The organism is Mycobacterium sp. 29Ha (assembly GCF_032883055.1).
In the GTDB taxonomy this organism is placed as follows: domain Bacteria; phylum Actinomycetota; class Actinomycetes; order Mycobacteriales; family Mycobacteriaceae; genus Mycobacterium; species Mycobacterium gallinarum.
This window is the reverse complement of the sequence record NZ_JAMQTI010000003.1, coordinates 275,756-295,018: the sequence shown is the minus strand read 5'-3', so window position 1 is coordinate 295,018 and position 19,263 is coordinate 275,756. Positions and strand designations below refer to the sequence as shown.

Genomic DNA, 19,263 nt, shown 5'->3' with positions numbered 1-19,263 from the left:
CTTGATGCCGCACATGCGGTAGTCAGAAAGGGTATTAGTGCAGGTCACCAGCGTTGGACATGCAGGCTTCCGGATAGATACGAACGCCGGAAGCGTCTTGTGTGATCCGTGGGTCAACCCGGCGTACTTCGCGTCATGGTTCCCGTTCCCCGACAACAGCCAGCTGGACTGGGGTGCCCTCGGTGACTGCGATTACCTGTACGTGTCGCATCTGCACGCCGACCACTTCGACGCGAAGAACCTGAGCGCCCACGTCAACAAGGACGCCGTGGTCCTGCTGCCCGACTTCCCCGTGCCGGACCTGCGCCGCGAACTGGAAAAGCTCGGATTCCACCGGTTCTTCGAAACGACGGATTCGGTCAAGCACCGGGTCAGCGGCCCCAAGGGCGACCTCGACGTGATGATCATCTCGCTGCGCGCACCTGCGGACGGTCCCATCGGAGACTCTGGCCTGGTGCTCGACGACGGCGAGACGGTCTGCTTCAACATGAACGACGCCCGACCGGTGGACCTCGACGTGGTGCACGCCGACTTCGGCGCCGTCGACGTCCACATGCTGCAGTACTCCGGGGCCATCTGGTACCCGATGGTCTACGACATGCCCGCCCGCGCCAAGGAGGCGTTCGGCACCCAGAAGCGGCAGCGGCAGATGGACCGGTGCCGCCAATACATCGCACAGGTCGGGGCGACGTGGGTGATCCCGTCTGCAGGCCCGCCGTGCTTCCTCGACCCCGCGCTGCGTGACCTCAACGACGACCATGGCGACCCCGCCAACATCTTTCCCGACCAGGTGGTGTTCCTGGACCAGATGCGAGCCAACGGCCACGACGGCGGTCTGCTGATGATGCCCGGGACGAAAGCGGATTTCACTGGCGCACAGATGAATTCGCTTGTCCACCCGCTGCCCGAAGACGAGGTGCTGGCCATCTTCACCACCGGTAAGGCGGCCTACATCGCCGACTTCGCCGAACGGATGGCACCGGTGCTGGCCGCGGAGAAGGCCACCTGGGCCCCCGCGGCCGGCGAACCCTTGCTCGAGCCGCTGCGCGCGCTCTTCGAGCCGATCATGCTGCAGAGCGACCAGATCTGCGACGGCATCGGCTATCCGGTGGAACTGCGGCTCGGCCCCGAGACGGTGGTGATCGATTTCCCCAAACGTGCTGTGCGCGAGGCTATTCCAGACGAGAAGTTCCGGTACGGCTTCGCCATCGCGCCGGAACTCGTACGTACGGTATTGCGGGACAACGAGCCCGACTGGGTCAACACCATTTTCCTGTCCACCAGGTTCACGGCGTGGCGGGTCGGCGGCTACAACGAGTACCTCTACACGTTCTTCAAGTGCCTGACCGACGAACGCATCGCCTATGCCGACGGCTGGTTCGCCGAGGCGCACGACGACACAGCGTCGATCACGTTGGACGGATGGGAGATTCAACGACGTTGTCCACATTTGAAGGCCGACCTGTCGAAGTTCGGCGTGGTCGAGGGCTCCACATTGACGTGCAACCTGCACGGTTGGCAGTGGAACCTCGAGAACGGCCGATGCTTGACGACCAAGGGACACGAACTGCGCTCGGCCCGCGAGGGAGCGCAGTCGTGACAGGGCCGCGCCAGTACTACGACGACGGCCTCATCCAGCTGGACCGCGAGGCGATCACCCTGCGCCGCTACCACTTCCCGTCGGGCACCTCGAAGATCATCCTGCTGCGCGATGTTCGCGGGTACAAGGCCGAATCACTGAGCTTCCTCAACGAGCGGTTCCGGCTGTGGGGCAGTTCGAGCCTGAGTCGGTGGCTGCCGCTGGACGTCTGGCGACCGATCAAATCCACGCTCATCACCCTCGATGTCGCCGGTGCGCGCACCAACCCGGCGTTCACGCCGCAGCGGCCGACGGAGTTCCTGGCCAAGCTCGACGAACTGCTGGAGCGCTAGAACGCTGGCACGCCGTCGCGATGCGGATGCAATGCACCGATCGCCGAGGTGAGGGGCAGGTGCAGCGCGTCGACAATGCCGGGCGCGGCCTCGCACACCCAGGGAATCGCGTTGACCGCGCGCATGCCGGTGGCGAGTAGTCCGTGATCGCTTGCGCTTTCGCCGTCGCGGTGACCCACTTCGAACTCCCCGTCGAACGACGGCTCACCGTCGATCAGCACCCGCCAGATACCGTCGGTGGCTCCGGTTCGACCCGTCGGCCAGTCCGGGGCCAGATCGTCGGCCATCCGGTCGACATGCTCGAGGCTCACGACCTCCTCGCCGTCGACGACCCCGATGCACTTGGCGTACGTGGCGCCGACTGTGCCCGCCGGGATGAGACCGCACGCAGTATGCAGATCGCGCGGGGTCGGAAGGAATTCACACGTCTCACGGATCTCGTCGAACTCGACACCGAGTGCGTCGGCGACCATTGTGATCGCCGCGCCCCAACCCCACCTCAGGACCCCCGGCTGCTTCAAACCGCCCTGATAGTCGAGCGGCTGACCGAACCCGAACAACTCGCGGACGTCCCACTCGACGGGATACTCCGAGTAGTTCGTGATCTCGATACCGCGTACCGCATACACCTTGTGCGACATCGTCATCAGCGCGATCGGGAAGAGGTCGCAACCGAAGCCGGGTTCGATGCCCGACGAGAAGATCGAGCTGCGACCGGCGGCCGTCGCCTCGCGGATCGGGTCGAGAAAGCGCTTTGAGAGCGAACCCTTTTCGTAGACGAGACCGGGCAGCGACGTGGTGACGACGTTGGTGCCCGACGACAGGACGCGGCAGAAGTCGGCGAGCGCCTCAGCCGGTCGCGGGCCGGCGGGCGCCGCGTACATCACGCAATCCACGCCCGAGGCCAGCAGCGCATCCGCGTCACGAGTGGCCGTGACGCCGACCGGATCGATGCCCGCCAGCACCCCGACATCCTGGCCGTCCTTGGCCTCCGAATGCACCCACGCACCGGCGAGTTCGAGGTTGGGCCGGTCCATGATCGTCCGGATCGCGTAGCGCCCGACCCCGCCGGTGGCCCACACCGCGACGCGGTACCTCTTGTCCGATGGCTGCGCCATTGGTTTCTCCCTCGACTCGCCCTTGCGCAAAAACATTACATCTGTAATGTCTTTCCGGGGTCGAACTCCGCGGGAATGGAGACGAAGGTGGGCGAACTCGATGGCGTACTGAGAGGCAAGGTGGCCATCGTCACCGGCACCAGCCGCGGCGTCGGCGTCGGCATCGCACACGAGCTGCTGCGGGCCGGGGCGACGGTGGTCGGCTGCTCGCGGTCGGCACTCGACGCGATGCCTGGTACGGAAGACAACCCCGACTGGGCGGCGCGATCCGACCAAATGGTCTGTGACCAAGCCGATTACACGGCGATCGACGCATTCGTTCAGCGCGTCGTCGATCGCTTCGGCCGGCTGGACATCCTGGTCAACAACGCGGGTGGCACCGTACCGTCGCCGTCGGTCGACGAGGTTCCGGCGTTGGTGTCGCGTATCCAAGGCGCCCCGGCCAGCGACGACGACTACGAGCGGAGCGCTCTCTTTCACGCGTTCGCCGTTCAGATGAATCTCATCAGCCCGCTGTGGTTCGCGATTCGCGCGTACCGACAGATGAAGACCCAGGACGGAACCGGCTGCATCATCAACGTCTCCAGCGGAGCCGGCCATCCCGCCGGTTCGCCGACCCTGGTGTCCTACGGGGCCGCGAAGGCGGGGCTGAACCAGATGACCCGCTCACTAGCCCAGGAGTGGGGTCCCGCGGTCCGGGTCAACTGCGTCGCCCTCGGCCCGACGATCACCGAGAACTTCCGGTCGTTCGTTCTGCCCAAGGACGATCCCACCGGGGCCAAGTATTTCGTCAACGTCCCGATGCGCCGCGGCGGCGAGCCGGCCGAGGTCGGACGCACCTGCGTCTTCCTCGCCTCCGGCACAGCCGATTTCGTCAACGGAACCACGATCGAGATCGACGGCGGAATGCTGCCCGGCGTGCTGTACGACGCAGGGCTCAAGACCATCACCGATCTGCTCTGAAGGACACAGCGAAATGACGCGGCGCATCATCCAGTTCTCCACCGGCAATGTCGGCATACATGCACTGCGCACGATCATTGAACGTCCGGACCTCGAGTTGGTGGGCCTGCACGCGGCTAGCCCCGACAAGATCGGCCGGGACGCGGCGGAGTTGTGCGGGCGCGCCGAACCGACCGGTGTGATGGCCACCGACGACATCGACGCACTGTTGGCGCTCGGCGCCGATTGCGTGGTCTACACGTCGCAGGCCGAGACCCGCCCGGCGGAGGCGATGGACGACATCGCGCGCTTCCTGCGCGCGGGAACCAACGTCGTCGGATCGTCGTTCGTCTGGCTGGTCGCGCCGGAGTTCACCGACGAATGGCTACGGAAACCTCTCGAAGAAGCCTGCCGGCAGGGTAATTCGACGCTGTACATCAATGGCATCGATCCCGGTTTCTCCGGCGATACGCTCGTGTACACGGCGCTGAGCCTGGCCGGTCGCGCCGACTCGATCACGGTTCAGGAGATCTGCGACTACGCCACCTACGACGACGCCGAGTTCACCGGCGTCACCTTCGGTTTCGGTACCGACCCCGAGCACCAACCGATCCTCTTCATGCCGGGCGTGCTCGCGTCGATGTGGGGTATCCAGGTGCGCAGCCTGGCCGCGGATCTCGGTGTGGAGCTCGACGAGGTGCGCGAGCGGCACGAGAAATGGGTTACGCCCGAACCGATCTCGTGCACGATGATGGACGTCGAGGTCGGCAAGGTCGCCGCGGTGCGCTTCGGTGTCGAAGGCGTTCGGGACGGCAAGGTCGTCATCACCATGGAACACGTGAACCGGTTGACCGAAGTCGCCGCCCCGCACTGGGCCGTCCCGCCGGACGGTCGCCCGGGAGTGCATCGCGTTGTCGTGGAAGGCGACCCCGGTGTCGAGATCAACACCCATGTCGGCCTCGGCGGCACTGACCACAACCAGGGCGGCGTGATCGCCACCGCGGCGCGACCGATCAACGCCATCGAAGCGGTGTGCAGGGCACCCGCCGGAATCCTCGCCGCTCACGACTTCCGGCCGCTGGATCACATCCGCGGTGTCATGTGGTGAAGTCTGTCCATGGCAGGTGCAGTCCAACCGCGGCGTCCCCCAGGGGGTAACCAGCTGCGCGCCGAGCGGACCCGGCAGATGGTGATCGACGAGACCGTCCGCTACATCCTCGACGAGGGCTTCGCCGCCCCCAGCGTCCGTCGCATAACCGAGCGCGCCGGGGTGACGTGGGGAGTGGTGCAGTACCACTTCGGCGATCTGAACGGACTTCTCATCGCGGTCGTCGACGAGGGTTTCCGTCAGCTCACCGAAATTCTCGCCGCAGTACCCGCCACGACCGCGGAGCTCGCTATCGAACAACGCACCCAGGTGGTCGTCGACGCGGCATGGTCGGCGTTCTCGAGCCCGACGTCGATGGCGGCCATCGAGATCCTGATCGCCACGCGTTCGGGCAGAAGCGATGCGGTCAACATGCGGCTGGCGGACACGATGCGTCAGCTCACCGAACTCGGCAGGCACCTCGGCGAGGGCCTGGATCCGAAGCACGCGAAGGAAATCGGCAACCACATCTGGGCGTGCCTGCGCGGAATTGTTGTGGCACAGATTATTTCGTCACAACCACTGGACACGTCCAGGGACCGGCGCGCCCTGGTCGACGTACTGACCGCCTACGTCCTCACGCACAGTTTGGAACGCTAGGACTTGGGCTCGAGCACTTCGGTTCCGACGAAGGGCACCAAAGCTTCTGGCACCCGCACGCTTCCGTCGGGCTGCTGGTGATTCTCCAGGATGGCCACCAGCCACCGTGTCGTGGCCAGCGTGCCGTTGAGGGTGGCAGCGGTCTGGGGCTTGCCGTTCTCGTCGCGATAGCGCACCGAAAGACGTCGCGCCTGGAACGTCGTGCAGTTCGACGTCGAGGTCAGCTCTCGGTACGTCTGCTGCGTCGGGACCCACGCCTCGCAGTCGAACTTACGCGCGGCCGATGAGCCCAAATCCCCTGCGGCGATATCGATTACGCGATACGGGACATCGATCTTCGCCAGCATCTCGCGCTCCCAGCCGAGCAGCCGCTGGTGTTCGGCCTCGGCCTCGTCGGGCTTGCAGTAGATGAAGCCCTCGACCTTGTCGAACTGGTGCACCCGGATGATGCCGCGGGTGTCCTTACCGTGACTACCCGCCTCGCGACGAAAGCACGACGACCACCCGGCATAGCGCAGCGGACCGTCGGACAGGTCGAGGATCTCGTCGGAGTGATAGCCGGCCAAGGCCACCTCGGAGGTACCGACGAGGTACAGATCGTCGGACTCCAGGTGGTAGACCTCCTCGGCGTGCGCACCGAGAAAACCGGTGCCCGCCATGATCTCCGGGCGCACCAGTACCGGCGGGATCATCAGCGTGAAACCGTTGTCCTGGGCCAGTCGCGCGGCCAGCTGCAACAGGCCGAGCTGGAGCAGAGCTCCCGCACCGGTCAGGAAGTAGAACCGCGCGCCGGAGACTTTCGCCCCGCGCTCGAGGTCGATGAGCCCCAGCGATTCGCCGAGCTCGACGTGGTCCTTCGGGTTGTCGATGGCGCGGGGTTCGCCGACGGTGTCCAGCACCACGAAGTCGTCCTCACCACCGGCGGGGACACCGTCGATGATCACGTTCGCGATGGCCATGTGCGCCGCGGTGAACGCCGCTTCGGCCTGGCTCTGCTCGGCTTCGGCGGCCTTGACTTTGTCGGCCAGTTCCTTGGCCGCCGCCAGCAGCGCGGGCCGCTCGTCCGGCGAGGCCTTGCCGACCTTCTTACTGGCCGTCTTCTGCTCGGCGCGCAGATTGTCGCCGGACGACACCGCGGAGCGCCGCGCGGCATCGGCGTCGAGGAGGGCATCGACGAGGCCAGGATCTTCTCCGCGGGCGCGTTGCGATGCGCGCACCACGTCCGGGTTGTCGCGCAGCAGTTTGAGGTCGATCACGGGCGCAACACTACTTTTGGCGACCGGTGGGCAACAGCCGAGGTCGGTGCCCCAGCCACAACCTCGTAACGTTACAACTGCATCACTTGTCACAGGGCCCGACACGCCTGTCACAATGGAGCAGATGTCTGACGCACCCACCCTGGAATACCCGCACGACGACGAGGCAGGCCGACCCTCGTCGCGGGCGCCTTGGTGGCGCAGCCTGCAGGCGGCCTCGACCCGCCGCGCACTGCTGCTGACCGCGCTCGGCGGCCTGCTCATCGCCGGTTTGATCACCGCGATTCCGCAGACCGAAAGCTCGGGCCTGACGGCCAGCACCATTTCACTGGGCCCCCGCGGCAACGACACCTTCAAGCACGCGAAGGCCGGCGACTGCCTCAACTGGCCCGACCGCACGCCCGATGCCGCGGAGATCGTCGACTGCAAGGACGAGCACCGCTTCGAGGTCGCCGAATCGGTGGACATGCGGACGTTCCCCGGCAGCGAGTACGGGCCCGACGCGGCCCCGCCGTCGACCGCACGGATCCAGCAGATCAGCCAGGAACAGTGCTCGGCCGCGGTCAAGCACTACCTGGGCACCGACTTCGACCCGAACAGCCGCTTCACCATCAGCATGCTGTGGTCCGGCGACAAGGCGTGGAAGCAGTCCGGCGAGCGGCGAATGCTTTGCGGGATGCAGCTGCCCGGCCCCAACAACCAACAGTTAGCGTTCAAGGGCAAGGTCGCCGACATCGACCAATCCAAGGTGTGGCCCGCGGGCACGTGCCTGGGCATCGACCCGTCGACCAATCAGCCCACCGACATTCCGATCGACTGCGCAGCGCCGCACGCGATGGAGGTCACCGGCGCGGTGAACCTGGCCGAGAAGTTCCCCGCCGGCCTGCCCCCCGAGTCCGAGCAGGACAGCTTCATCAAGGACGCGTGCACCCGGATGACCGACGCCTACCTGGCGCCCATCCAACTTCGCAGCACCACCCTGACCCTCATCTACAGCACGATCTCGCTGCCGACGTGGTCGGCGGGCAGCCGCCAGGTCTCGTGCAGTATCGGGGCGACCCTCGGAAACGGCGGCTGGTCAACGCTTCTCAACAGTGCCAAGGGCCCGTTGATGATCAACGGTCAGCCGCCGGTGCCGCCGCCGGACATCCCCGAGGAGCGGCTGAACTTCCCGCCGATCCCCATGCCCGACGAGCCCGAGGAGTCGTCCTCCTCGTCCTCCTCGTCCTCGTCGTCCTCGTCCTCGTCCTCGTCGTCCTCGTCGACCACCGACGACTCCGACTACGGCAACCAGACCCAGCACATGCCGGGCTCCGCGCAGGCCACCGAAACTCCTGAGCCGACCACAGACCCGGCCGCACCGGGCAACACCTTCCTCAACGCACCGCCCCCACCACCGGGTGCGCCACCGCCGCCGCCCCCACCACCGGGCGCGCCGCCACCGCCACCGCCACCGGGTGCGCCGCCACCGCCGCCACCACCCCCGGCGCCCGCGCCGGCACCACCGCCACCGGCGGTGCCTCCTCCGCCACCAGCGCCGGTGCCGTAGCCGCGTGACCGTGCGGATGAGCCCGCAACGGTTTGACGAGCTGGTCTCCGACGCGCTCGACCTGATCCCCCAAGAGCTGACGAAGGCGATCGACAACGTCGTCGTCCTCGTCGAGGACCGCAACGCCGACGAACCCGACCTGTTGGGGCTCTACGAGGGGGTCGCGCTGACCGAGCGGGACAGTTGGTATGCCGCGGGATCGCTGCCGGACACCATCACGATCTACCGCGGCGCGCTGCTGGACTTCTGCGACACCGAGGCGGAGGTCGTCGACGAGGTGGCCATCACCGTCATCCACGAGATCGCGCACCACTTCGGCATCGACGACGACCGCCTGCACGAACTCGGCTGGGGTTAGCCCGCCGACACGCCGCGCTGTTGGAGCACATGCGTGCACTCGCGCGAGAAACTGGGCACATGAGCAGCCGATGCCGTGCCTGTGTGGCGGGGGTCGAGCACTGCCATGGCACCGTCATCCACCACGCACTGGCCCGTACCGAATGCACCGAGCCGGACTGCCGAACTCCTGAAGTGGTGCACGGTTTCGCGATCGACTGCGAGGCGGTCGGCTGCACGTGCGGCCGCGACGCCTCCATCGCGACGGCGATCTGAGGCTGTCAGCCCATCGGGTCGGCCGACTCGAGCGCGTCCTGAACGGGATCGACGTCGGGCTCGGGATAGAACGGCGGCAGTATCGTCCCCCACTGCACACAGCTCCAGCGTCCATCGGTGATCGGCGCCAGCACCACCGCCTCCGTATTGCCCAGATGGTGGTCGAGGACGAAGCTGCTGTCCACGCCGGCCAGCACGGCCGAGGCCAGCCGGATCGCGGCGCCGTGGCTGACCACGACGATGTCGCCGGAGAACGAGTCGTCGTCGAGGTAGCGGATGCGCAACTGGGTGACGACCGGCAGGTAGCGCTCGAGCACCTGGCTGGCCGTCTCCCCGGCGGGCAGCGGCAGGTCGACATGGCCCTCGTGCCATCGCTTGTAGATGTTGTTGAACTCCTCGATGGCCGCGTCGTCGTGACGATCTTCGAGGTGACCCACCTGAACCTCGTGGATCCCCTCCAGCTCGTGGGTGTCCACGCCGAGTTCGTCGGCGATTTCACGCGCGGTCTGCGAGGCCCGCACCGCGATCGAATGCGCGACGAGGCCGGGTTTGTCGGGGAGTCCGCGCGCGAATGTCCGGGCCTGGTCGCGACCGAGATCGGTCAGTTCCGCCCCCGGCGGCCTGGTGTCGAGCCGACGCTCGACGTTGGCGTGTGACTGTCCGTGCCGGACCAGCACCAGCCGTCCACTCACCCTTCGCCCTCCCGCTCTTGGTCCTCCCGCACCGGCGTCCGGGTGGCCGGGCCCATCGGCCACGAACCGAGATATCGCACATCCACACAACGTTCGACCAGCGCCTTGAGTGCCTCGGCGACCGGCGCATCATCGACGTGACCGACGCAGTCGAGGAAGAAGATGTAGGTACCCAGTTCGGTTCGGGTCGGCCGTGATTCGATGCGGGTCAGGTCGATGTCGCGGACGGCGAACTCCCCGAGCGCCGACGCGAGTGCCCCGGGAACGTTCGCGAGCCGGAGCACCACCGATGTGCGGTCGGCGTTGGTCCGCCGCGGTGGTGGGCCGACCGGTCCTGCCAGCACGAATCGGGTGCGGGCGTTCGGTTCGTCGATGACGCCGGAGGCGAGCACGTCCAGACCGTGGCGTTGCGCGGCGAGCGCGGTGGTGACGGCGGCATCGGCGCGTCCTTCGGCGACGTCGACGGCCGCCGCGGCGTTGGAGTTCGCCGCCTGGAATTCAGCGTCGGGATAGTTCTTCGCGACCCACTTCGCGACCTGGGCGCGCGCCACCGGAAACGCGGCGATCGTGGCGGGGTCGGCCACTCCGCTGCGCGCCGCGATCGTGAATGCGATGTCGAGGGTGTATTCGGCGAAGATCTGCAGTGGCGAACCGGTCGCCAGACTGTCCAGTGTCGGGAGCACGGAGCCGTCGATCGAGTTCTCGATCGGCACGCACGCGAAGGCGGCGTCTGCGGATCGCACCATCTCCAGCGCGGCCGCCGGGCTGCTCGTCGGAAACCATTCGAACTCGGTCAACGGAACCAGGTGAGCCCCGACCATGCCGCGCAAGGCCGCCTCGGTGAAGGTCCCTTCGGGTCCGAGATACGCGATACGGGTCACGGTCCAACCCTATCGGTTCCCCTCGGTAATCCCGTTCCGCTGCACGTAAGCCTTGCGCGACCAGACGAGGCTTAGTTAAGTTAGGCTCACCTTATCTACGAGAGGTTGGCCATGACAGAGCTGGAGACCAAAGCCACACCGACGACGGCCGAGCGCATCCGCAGCGCGTTCGCACGGGCCGGCGGGGCGATGCTGGCGGTCGAAGGGCTGGAACCCGCCGAATCTCCGGTGCACCACCTGCTCGACGACGGTTCGTTCGCCATCACCGTTCCGGTCGACGGCGCCGTCGCTCACATGGTGGTTTCGGCGGGTGCGGCCGGTGTTCAGGCGGTGCTGGAGATGACCGACTACGCCCCGCTACCGCTGCGCGAACCGGTGCGGTCGCTGGTGTGGATCCGCGGCCGCCTGCACGACGTCCCCTCCGGCGAGGTCTCCGCGCTGCTCGACCTCATCGCCGCCGAGGATCCGAATCCCGCCTTACTCCAGGTGAACTCGGGACCCGCCGACTCCGAGAAGGACACCCGCTACGCGTTGATGCGGCTCGAGATCGACTCCGTTGTCGCCGCCGACTCCACCGGGGCCGAATCCGTCGGGTTGAGCGCGCTGCTGGGTGCACGTCCCGACCCGTTCTGCGCGATGGAGTCATGCTGGCTGCAGCACATGGACTCCGCGCACCGCGAGGTGGTCGACCGGTTGGCCAGCCGACTGCCCAGCTCGCTGCGCCGCGGACGCGTCCGTCCCCTCGGCCTGGATCGCTACGGTGTCCAGCTGCGCATCGAGGGCGATGACGGCGACCACGACGTTCGGCTGCCCTTCGCGAAGCCGGTCGACGACGTCAGCGGTCTGTCCCAGGCGCTCCGCGTTCTGATGGGCTGCCCGTTCCTCAACGGCTTGCGCGCGCGCCGGCTCTGAGCCGCAGCCGGGCCGCTAGCCTGACCCGGTGACCGCCGGCGCCCCCGACGACCTGACAGACCCGCAGCGCCGTGGGTTGCGCATCGAGATCGTCGTCGTATTGGCGGTCACCTTCGGACTGTCGGCGTACACCGCCCTGCTCAACCTGATCGAGGCGGTCCTGCTCGGGCTGTCCGGACAGGTAGTGGCGCTCAATCCGCGCCGGTCGCCTTTCGACCTGATCGACCTGGGACTGAACCTCTCGTGGGTTTTCCAGTTGCTGGCGTGGGGCGCTCTGGGCCTATACCTGTTGTGGCGCAGCGGTATTGGTCCTGCCCAGATCGGGCTGGGCAGAATCCAGTGGCGTCCCGACCTCCTTGGCGGCATCGGCCTGGCACTGCTGATCGGGCTGCCCGGACTGGGGTTCTACTTGCTGTCACGAGTGCTGGGCATGAACGCCTCGGTGGAACCCGCGGAGCTGTACGACACCTGGTGGCGCATCCCCGTGCTACTGCTCGTCGCGTTCGCGAACGGCTGGGCCGAGGAAGTGATCGTCGTCGGGTTCCTGCTCACCCGACTGCGCCAGCTGCAAATCAGCCCGCTGGCCGCGGTGATCATCACGAGCCTGTTGCGCGGTCTGTACCACCTGTATCAGGGTTTCGGCGCCGGGCTCGGCAACGTGGCGATGGGCCTGGTGTTCGGCTACGTGTACCTGCGCACCGGACGGTTGTGGCCGCTGATCGTCGCGCACGCGCTGATCGACGCGGTCGCATTCGTCGGATACGCATTGGCGGCAGGCCATCTGAACTGGCTGCAGTAGGGTTCGGCCGACGTACATTTCTTGCTGTGGACGACAACCGGCAGCAGCCCCCGGGATTCGACCCGTACCAACGCCGGGAGCCGCCGCAGGTGATCCGGCGCGATCCCAACTACCGGCCGCCGCCGCCACCGAAGCCACCGACCCCGCCGGACCCTCGACATCGACGCCCGCCGCCACCGCCGCCTCCTCTGCAACGGAGGCCTCCGCCGCACCGGCCGCCACCACCACCACCGCCACGGGCGCGTCGGCCGGCACCGCAGGCCCGCCCACCTGCGCCGCCGTCGCCGCCGGCACCGAAAAAGCCTCGGCGCAAACGTCATTGGGGCCGGATGCTGCTTGTTCTTCTGCTGCTGTTCGTCGTCGCGGTCGTGGGCGGTGGGGTCTGGATCGACTCGTCGCTGCACCGCACCCCGGCACTGGCCGACTACCCGGACCGACCCACGGCGGGATCAGGTACGACATGGCTACTCGTGGGGTCGGACAGTCGACAGGCGCTGACACCCGAACAACAGGCAGAGTTGGCCACCGGCGGCGATCTCGGCGGCGGCCGCACCGACACGATTCTGCTGGTCCACATCCCCGGTCTCGGATCGAGCACGCCGACCACGATGGTTTCGATCCCGCGCGACTCGTACGTGGACATCCCCGGCTACGGCAGCGACAAGATCAACGCGGCATTCCTGGAAGGCGGGGCGCCCCTGCTGGCGCAGACCGTGGAACAGGCCACCGGGCTCCGCTTGGACCACTACGCCGAGATCGGTTTCGACGGGTTCGCCGTCATGGTCGACGCGGTGGGCGGGGTGACCATGTGTCCCGCCGAGCCGATCGACGATCCGCTGGCGGGGATCAACCTGCCCGCGGGCTGTCAGGAGCTCGACGGCCGCACCGCGCTCGGCTATGTCCGTACGCGCGCCACGCCGCGCGCAGATCTGGACCGCATGGTGAATCAGCGCGAGTTCATGTCCGCCCTGCTGCACCGCGCCGCCAGTCCCGCGGTGTGGCTGAACCCGCTGCGCTGGTATCCGATGGCCCACGCCGCATCGGGGGCGGTCACCGTCGGCCAGGAGGACCACATCTGGGACCTGGCGCGGCTCGGTTGGGCGCTGCGGGGGGACGTCACCACGACGACGGTGCCGATCGGCGAGTTCACCGAGGGCGATTCGGGATCGATCGTGGTGTGGAACAGCGAGGTCGCCGATCAATTGTTCGCCGCGCTGAAAACCGACGCGCCGGTACCACCGGAGGTCATCGACGCGCAGCCCTGACGGGCGGCCTTCTTGGCGGTTGTAACGTCATGGCGCGATTCAGGCTGATTCCTCGCCGTGCGGTTACGCGCGACAACGCCCACGGCGGCGCGCTCTAGTCGCTCTGCACTCCGGTCAGTCCGTTCTGCAGCCAGTCCTTGGTGCGACCCGGGTGGTTTGTCGCCACCCACGCGACGCCGACGTCTCGGCAGTAGCGCACGTCCTCGTAGTGGTCGACGGTCCAGCAGTACAACGCTCGGCCCTGTGCGGCGGCGCGATCCACCAGTTCGGGGTGCTCGCGCAGCGTCGATATCGACGGGCCCACCGCGGTCGCGCCGACGGTCGTCGCGGCGCTGCCGCCGAGAAAACGCGACGTATCGCCGAGTAGTACGGTCGGCAGCATCGGCGCCGCGCGCCGGATGCGCCACACCGCTGCCGCCGAGAACGACATCACCACGGCGCGGGACAGATCGGCCGAGGCCGGCGCTGCGACGCCGTAGCGATGCAGCAGTGCGAGGACCTTGCTTTCGACCAACGCGCCGTAGCGCACGGGATGTTTGGTCTCGATGAAGAGCTTCACCGGGCGGTTCCAGTCCAGCACAAGCTTGACGAGGTCGTCGAGCGTCAGCAGTCCCGTGTCACCGGTCGCACCGTCGTCTTCCCGACTGGGATGCCAAGCGCCGTAATCCAATTCGCGCAGCTGAGCCAGCGTCATCTCGCTGACCAGTCCGCTTCCGTTGGACGTCCGGTCCACCCTGCGGTCGTGCACGCAGACCAGGTGACCGTCGCGGGTCAGCCGCACATCGCATTCGACGCCGTCGGCCCCTTCCTTCAGCGCCAACTCGTAGGCAGCCAGGGTGTGCTCGGGGAGTTCACCGGACGCACCGCGGTGCGCCACGACGAACGGATGGCCGGCGAGCGTGCCGTCGCCCGAGTTCATAGGTACCTATGCTGCCGGGTTTTGGCCTTCGGACTCAACCGCAGCGGCATTCTCGCGTTCGGTGTCGCGTCGCACCTCGGTGTTCACGGCGGCGTCGGGCACGATCACCCAGCGCTTGGACGGCTTCTCGACGGGTTGGCGCTCGAACCCGTCGAACACTTTCATGGCGAGCAAAACGGCCGCCAGGGCCAGCAGATACGCCACGGTGGTCGTCACCGTGTTGTTGGCGATGGCCTGGGCCTCGGTGGCGAAGCTCGTCGCGATGGAGAACACCGACACCGTGGTGCTGGCGACCCACACCAGCCACCACACCGCGATGGGTCTGCGCAGCCAGGTGAACCGCTCCTCGACGCCCGCCAGCTCGATGACGAACACCGGCGCCCAGGCCAGGTTGACGACGGGCACCAAGCAACCCGCACGGAGCGACCACAGCGACCGCGGGTCCGGCTGCCCCCGGTAGGCGTAGGCGGCGGCTCTGCGGCCGATGAGCCAATTCGTCAGCACTACCGCGCTGGCGACCACCATGAACATCGCGATGACACTGAGCACGACGCCGATCCACGTCACGCCACCCGCCACCCACGGGTTCAGCAACCTGCTGCGGTTGACGATGAGCAATGCGTAGCGCACCAGATGCGCGAGCGCCGCCGCACCGAGCACGGCCATGGTCACGACCAGAGTGGTTCGCACCATCCCGGCGGAGGGGCCCGGGCGCTGCGGGGCCTGCTGCTGGTCGATCGGGTCGAAACGGTCGACGAGGCCCCAACGCGGGATGAACGCGTAGCGCGGCGTCGGACCGAGGGGGCGACGAGTCCGGCGCGGTGGGGGCGCCGATCCTGGACGGACCGCGATCCAGCGATAGCCCTGCGGCAGTCTCCTAGCTGACGGCGGGGTACCGAGGCCGGCAGTCGGCCCCCACCCCCTACCTGCCGGTGGGGTCGTCCCCAGCGCAGCGGAGTCTGGACCCGTCGGCGCGAGCAGCGTGCCGTTGCAGCGCGGGCACCAGTCCCGTCGGCGGTCACGCACGTTCCAGCGCGTTCCGCACGTGGAACAGACCTGGATCATCCGACCAGCCTAGCCAGCGATTGTCGACGGCTGCTCAGACGGCGCCCGCACCACCGTCGTCGGTGACCACCGGTCGTCCGGCGTCGGCCCACGCGTGCATGCCACCGCTGACATTGATGGGCGCGTACCCGTTCTGCGCCAGGTATTCGGCGACCCGCTGCGAGCGGCCCCCGACCCCACACACGACGTACAACGTGGCCGAGGGGTCGATCTCGGCGACGCGGGCCGGAATCTGCCCCATCGGGATGTGCCGGGCGCCTGGCGCGTGGCCGCGCTGCCATTCGTCGTCTTCGCGAACGTCGAGCAAGATCACCGATTCGTTGAAGGTCGCCGGAACGGTGGCGATGTCGGCCTGCGGGACCGCGTCGGAGTCCATCCGCCAATGCTCGCATACGACGGCGGGTCCACCCAGGCCAGCAATTCCCGGCTATCCACAGTTTCCACAGGTTCATCCACAGGCCCAAGATCAGGGCAATAGGAGTCTGAGCCGGTGAATCTGTGCGGTTGCTCAAGATCAGTGTGGATAAACTGGGATGTGATCAAGACGACAATCAACAGCCGGAGCGGGCCTGAGCGAAATACCTCGCCAGACTAACCATTCGCTTCTTGACGGCTGTCGACTGTTTTGTACCCCCCACCTGCAGTTCTAAACGCCTCTCCGCGCCGATTTCTTCCGAGGAACAGCAGGGGTTATGATCGCGGTCACAACATGGGTATTGTGACCGATCTCACCGGGGAGGGTATCGATCGTGCAGGTCAGGAGCTGTTAATGACGTCGTCGCATCCGATGGGTCCGGGGTCCGCGGTACCGCCTTCTGAGTGGCATTCCTCGGCGAACACGTACACCCGCGGCCAGTTGATGGCCTGCATGCGGGCCGGTGTGATCGCGCTGGTCCTGTTGGGCGTGCTCGCCCTGATCGTCCTGTACTGATCGACGTCTCCCGGGACGCAACTCACTAGGCACGAAAAACGGGCCTGCTCGCGATGAGCAGGCCCGTCCTCGTGTCAATTCACTAGGCGGGCGGGTAGACGCCCATCTGCTTGCCCTTGTCGGTCTGCCAGAAGATGTCGGCGATCTCGTCGATCGTCTTGAGCAGCTTCTCGGCGACGGCGGCGTCGAGAGACTTCTTGACGTCACCAGCGCCGTGCACGCCGTCCCAGAACAGCTGGTGCAGGTTGGGGAACTGCTCGAAGTGGTCCTTGGTGAAGAAGTCGGCCCACAGCACCATCAGGTGATGCTTGACCTCTTCGGCCTGGCGCTCCTTGATGATGATCGCGCGGGCCTTGAAATGGTCATCGTCCGAGTCGTGGTACTTCTGGATCGTCTTCAGGCACGAAAGCGCCTCGATCCTGGCCTGGGCCGGATCGTAAACACCGCAGTACAGGTCGCAGTGGGCGTGGGCAGGGGTGGCGTTGTTCATGAGTCGATGCAGCATGGCCCTAACCTACCCTTCGAGGGTGCCGCGAAACCATCCTCCACCCCGTTGGCCATTGCGTTTGTTCAGGGTGGTCGAGGACTCGATGCGCCCGGCATTGCGACCGGGCGACGGTTTGGTGGCATGGCGCGGCGGCGTACCCCGCGCCGGCCAGCTGCGCTTGTTCCGCGACCCTCGCCGGTCCACCCGTTGGCTCGTCAAACGAGTCGGCGAGGTGTACGGCACCGGCCCGAACGCGATATTCCAAGCCCGGTCGGACAATCCCACAGCGCCGGGCGCCGTCGACTCCCACGAACTGGGATGGGTGTCCGCGGCAGGCACCTATCGCGTCGTCTACACGGTCCGGGGATCAGGCCGCCGCGACCAATGATGCGTGTCCGCTTGCGCGCCAGTGAGAACCTGCGCATTCTGGTCTGATCGACCCACAGTCGTGTCGGGCTTTACCGAACAACGATGGTGCGGAGGCGAGATGGAGATGGAATCCGGTCGGGCGATAGAGATCGCCCCGTTTCATTCGCGCGGATCACTCAAGGGCTTCGTGATCTCGGGCCGCTGGCCGGATTCCACCAAGGAGTGGGCACAGCTACTCATGGTCGCTGTCCGCGTGGCATCGCTTCCTGGATTACTCTCCACCACAACGATTTTCGGTGCACGCGAAGAGCTACCCGATGAACCGGAGCCCAACACCGTCGGCCTCGTTGTCGCCGAGGGTACGGTCGTCGGCGAATCGGCGGTTCCGCCAGGGTATTTCGCAGAGCATCAGCCACCGGCCCTGTTGATGCTGCATCCACCGTCCGAGACCATGCCGTCGCTGCCGGAGTGCTCGGGTGCGGCATCGGGCTGCGTACTGCTGCCCGGTCTTCCCCATCTGGGTCTCGAACATCGCGCGGCCTGGGTCGAGGCGGAAGCCGACGGCACCGTCACGTCGATGGTGAGCAGGGTCGGTGTCGACCCGATCAGCCACCCCGACACCGCGATCCTTGCCATGCTCCTTGCCGCGTAAGGGTTTTCGAAGGCAGCCGAACCCGCAAACCTGAACGGTCGATTCGGCTACCCGAAATCATTGCGCGGACTGGCGTGCCGCCACAACCGTCGCTACAGTCGAATCATCAGCGAAGGGGAGTAGCCCCCAATCGTCGTGTCGACATACTGGCGAAAGCCCGGCCGACGAACCGCACCTCAGCACGAGGGGTGGTGGGCGAGACCTTCGACCGTTTTTTGGTCGAAAGGTCTCACCCAACCCATGGTTACCGCAATTCTCATCAGCCTCGCGGTCGTGTTCGTGGCCGAACTCGGCGACAAGTCGCAGCTGATCACCATGACCTACGCACTGCGCCATCGATGGTGGGTGGTGTTGTCGGGCGTCGCGGTCGCCGCCACGCTCGTGCACGGACTGTCGGTGGCGATCGGCCATTTTCTCGGCCTGACACTTCCCGAACGACCGATCGCCTTCGCCGGGGCCATCGCGTTCCTGTTGTTCGCGATCTGGACGTGGCGCGAGGGCCGCACCGGTGACGACGACGATGAGGTCCGCATCGCCGAGCCACGTTTTGTCATCTTCGCCATCGTCTCCTCATTCGTCCTCGCCGAGCTCGGCGACAAGACGATGCTGGCCACCGTCACCCTCGCCAGCGATCACAACTGGCTGGGCGTCTGGATCGGGGCCACCGTCGGAATGGTGCTCGCCGACGGCGTCGCGATCGCGGCGGGCGTCCTGCTGCACAAGCGCCTGCCCGAGGGCTTCCTGCACCGGCTCGCCAGCGTGCTGTTCCTGGTTTTCGGCCTCTGGCTGCTGTTCGACGGCGCGCTCGGGCTGCGCTGGGTCGCGGTGGCGGTCACCGGGTCGGTGGTCGTCGTCGTCGGCACCGTGGCGCTCATTCGCTTCGCCCGGAGGCAGGATTCGGCACCAGCGGCCGCATCGACGGCGACGTCCTCACGCAATTCCCCCTAGCGCAGGTTCGCGCCGCCGGCAACTATTGCCCGTACGGATGCGAACCCGCTATTTGCATACAAACAGCAAATCTTCGATCCACCATTGCGAGTGGCTGTGGACGTTGCCGGTGGTGAAGATCGGGATTACTGTGGCAATCGGGGCAATACCCCGAGTGCGGCAATTCAGACGATGTCGAACTTATTTG

General features: G+C 66.7%; 23 protein-coding genes. 15 read left to right on the top strand and 8 right to left on the bottom strand.

Annotation, left to right across the window (positions count from 1 at the left end):
* Positions 1-37 precede the first annotated feature (37 nt).
* Both M1248_RS06090 and M1248_RS06085 read left to right on the top strand, forming a co-directional pair.
* Positions 38-1,600 (top strand): MBL fold metallo-hydrolase, encoded by a 1,563-nt coding sequence (locus M1248_RS06090; RefSeq protein ID WP_317147828.1) that lies wholly within the window; start codon positions 38-40, stop codon positions 1,598-1,600.
* Entirely contained in the window at positions 1,597-1,932 is a 336-nt protein-coding gene (locus M1248_RS06085; protein ID WP_163733084.1) for a hypothetical protein, read from the top strand. Before M1248_RS06090 ends, M1248_RS06085 begins: the two co-directional genes overlap by 4 nt.
* Here the strand turns inward: M1248_RS06085 and M1248_RS06080 are convergent.
* Positions 1,929-3,050: a dihydrodipicolinate reductase gene (locus tag M1248_RS06080; RefSeq protein WP_317147827.1), complete on the bottom strand. Its 1,122-nt coding sequence runs from the start codon at positions 3,048-3,050 to the stop codon at positions 1,929-1,931. The two genes, M1248_RS06085 and M1248_RS06080, sit on opposite strands and share 4 nt — an antisense overlap.
* 87 nt (positions 3,051-3,137) lie before the next feature.
* Between M1248_RS06080 and M1248_RS06075 the strand changes: the two genes are divergently transcribed.
* The 3 genes from M1248_RS06075 to M1248_RS06065 are packed head-to-tail and all read left to right on the top strand — an operon-like array spanning position 3,138 to position 5,739.
* Complete coding sequence (locus tag M1248_RS06075) at positions 3,138-4,013, top strand: SDR family NAD(P)-dependent oxidoreductase (RefSeq protein ID WP_410506623.1); 876 nt, start codon at positions 3,138-3,140, stop codon at positions 4,011-4,013.
* A 13-nt stretch (positions 4,014-4,026) separates the two neighbouring features.
* A complete protein-coding gene (locus tag M1248_RS06070; RefSeq protein ID WP_163733074.1) occupies positions 4,027-5,100 on the top strand; it encodes a dihydrodipicolinate reductase in 1,074 nt (357 codons plus the stop codon).
* A 3-nt stretch (positions 5,101-5,103) separates the two neighbouring features.
* Positions 5,104-5,739: a TetR/AcrR family transcriptional regulator gene (locus M1248_RS06065; protein ID WP_197905586.1), complete on the top strand. Its 636-nt coding sequence runs from the start codon at positions 5,104-5,106 to the stop codon at positions 5,737-5,739.
* Here the strand turns inward: M1248_RS06065 and serS are convergent.
* A complete protein-coding gene (gene serS / locus M1248_RS06060) occupies positions 5,736-6,995 on the bottom strand; it encodes a serine--tRNA ligase (RefSeq protein ID WP_317147826.1) in 1,260 nt (419 codons plus the stop codon). The genes M1248_RS06065 and serS overlap by 4 nt on opposite strands.
* Positions 6,996-7,110: 115 nt before the next feature.
* On the opposite strand from serS, the gene M1248_RS06055 reads away from it, so the two are divergent.
* The 3 genes from M1248_RS06055 to M1248_RS06045 are packed head-to-tail and all read left to right on the top strand — an operon-like array spanning position 7,111 to position 9,156.
* The gene (locus tag M1248_RS06055) at positions 7,111-8,544 is read left to right on the top strand and encodes a septum formation family protein (protein WP_317147825.1); all 1,434 of its coding nucleotides are present in this window, start codon (positions 7,111-7,113) and stop codon (positions 8,542-8,544) included.
* Positions 8,545-8,548: 4 nt separating this feature from the next.
* On the top strand, positions 8,549-8,902 hold the full coding sequence (locus M1248_RS06050; protein WP_163733063.1) for a metallopeptidase family protein: 354 nt from the start codon (positions 8,549-8,551) through the stop codon (positions 8,900-8,902).
* Positions 8,903-8,961: 59 nt separating this feature from the next.
* Positions 8,962-9,156 (top strand): hypothetical protein, encoded by a 195-nt coding sequence (locus tag M1248_RS06045; RefSeq protein ID WP_163733061.1) that lies wholly within the window; start codon positions 8,962-8,964, stop codon positions 9,154-9,156.
* 5 nt (positions 9,157-9,161) lie between these two features.
* On the opposite strand, the gene M1248_RS06040 is transcribed toward M1248_RS06045, so the two are convergent.
* Both M1248_RS06040 and pheA read right to left on the bottom strand, forming a co-directional pair.
* The gene (locus M1248_RS06040) at positions 9,162-9,848 is read right to left on the bottom strand and encodes a histidine phosphatase family protein (protein WP_163733059.1); all 687 of its coding nucleotides are present in this window, start codon (positions 9,846-9,848) and stop codon (positions 9,162-9,164) included.
* The gene (pheA, locus tag M1248_RS06035) at positions 9,845-10,729 is read right to left on the bottom strand and encodes a prephenate dehydratase (protein WP_163733054.1); all 885 of its coding nucleotides are present in this window, start codon (positions 10,727-10,729) and stop codon (positions 9,845-9,847) included. Before pheA ends, M1248_RS06040 begins: the two co-directional genes overlap by 4 nt.
* A gap of 111 nt (positions 10,730-10,840) precedes the next feature.
* Here pheA and M1248_RS06030 point away from each other — a divergent pair, with 111 nt between their 5' ends.
* The 3 genes from M1248_RS06030 (at position 10,841) to M1248_RS06020 (ending at position 13,705) form a co-directional block, all read left to right on the top strand.
* Entirely contained in the window at positions 10,841-11,641 is an 801-nt protein-coding gene (locus tag M1248_RS06030; protein ID WP_317147824.1) for a DUF2470 domain-containing protein, read from the top strand.
* Positions 11,642-11,669: 28 nt separating this feature from the next.
* Positions 11,670-12,440, top strand: coding sequence for a CPBP family intramembrane glutamic endopeptidase (locus M1248_RS06025; protein WP_163733049.1), 771 nt, complete (start codon positions 11,670-11,672; stop codon positions 12,438-12,440).
* A gap of 92 nt (positions 12,441-12,532) precedes the next feature.
* Positions 12,533-13,705 carry an LCP family protein gene (locus M1248_RS06020; RefSeq protein WP_410506629.1) on the top strand — a complete coding sequence of 391 codons (1,173 nt, stop codon included), beginning with the start codon at positions 12,533-12,535 and terminating at the stop codon, positions 13,703-13,705.
* A 94-nt stretch (positions 13,706-13,799) separates the two neighbouring features.
* On the opposite strand, the gene M1248_RS06015 is transcribed toward M1248_RS06020, so the two are convergent.
* From M1248_RS06015 to M1248_RS06005, 3 genes are read right to left on the bottom strand one after another with little or no spacing between them, the layout of a single operon-like run.
* Positions 13,800-14,624: a glycerophosphodiester phosphodiesterase gene (locus M1248_RS06015; RefSeq protein ID WP_163733046.1), complete on the bottom strand. Its 825-nt coding sequence runs from the start codon at positions 14,622-14,624 to the stop codon at positions 13,800-13,802.
* 6 nt (positions 14,625-14,630) lie between these two features.
* Positions 14,631-15,689 (bottom strand): DUF4328 domain-containing protein, encoded by a 1,059-nt coding sequence (locus M1248_RS06010; protein ID WP_317147823.1) that lies wholly within the window; start codon positions 15,687-15,689, stop codon positions 14,631-14,633.
* Positions 15,690-15,723: 34 nt separating this feature from the next.
* The gene (locus M1248_RS06005) at positions 15,724-16,065 is read right to left on the bottom strand and encodes a rhodanese-like domain-containing protein (protein WP_317147822.1); all 342 of its coding nucleotides are present in this window, start codon (positions 16,063-16,065) and stop codon (positions 15,724-15,726) included.
* Positions 16,066-16,407: 342 nt separating this feature from the next.
* On the opposite strand from M1248_RS06005, the gene M1248_RS06000 reads away from it, so the two are divergent.
* Complete coding sequence (locus M1248_RS06000; protein WP_163724422.1) at positions 16,408-16,620, top strand: hypothetical protein; 213 nt, start codon at positions 16,408-16,410, stop codon at positions 16,618-16,620.
* A gap of 82 nt (positions 16,621-16,702) precedes the next feature.
* Here the strand turns inward: M1248_RS06000 and sodN are convergent, their stop codons facing one another.
* Complete coding sequence (gene sodN / locus M1248_RS05995; RefSeq protein WP_163733038.1) at positions 16,703-17,125, bottom strand: superoxide dismutase, Ni; 423 nt, start codon at positions 17,123-17,125, stop codon at positions 16,703-16,705.
* Between the two features lie 85 nt (positions 17,126-17,210).
* Here sodN and M1248_RS05990 point away from each other — a divergent pair, with 85 nt between their 5' ends.
* The 3 genes from M1248_RS05990 to M1248_RS05980 all read left to right on the top strand — a co-directional run bounded on the left by M1248_RS05990 (position 17,211) and on the right by M1248_RS05980 (position 19,076).
* Positions 17,211-17,495, top strand: a complete 285-nt coding sequence (locus tag M1248_RS05990; protein WP_174262283.1) for a S26 family signal peptidase — start codon at positions 17,211-17,213, stop codon at positions 17,493-17,495.
* A 99-nt stretch (positions 17,496-17,594) separates the two neighbouring features.
* Positions 17,595-18,128: a peptidase gene (locus M1248_RS05985; RefSeq protein WP_083127798.1), complete on the top strand. Its 534-nt coding sequence runs from the start codon at positions 17,595-17,597 to the stop codon at positions 18,126-18,128.
* A 240-nt stretch (positions 18,129-18,368) separates the two neighbouring features.
* The gene (locus tag M1248_RS05980) at positions 18,369-19,076 is read left to right on the top strand and encodes a TMEM165/GDT1 family protein (protein ID WP_163733033.1); all 708 of its coding nucleotides are present in this window, start codon (positions 18,369-18,371) and stop codon (positions 19,074-19,076) included.
* Positions 19,077-19,263 lie beyond the last annotated feature (187 nt).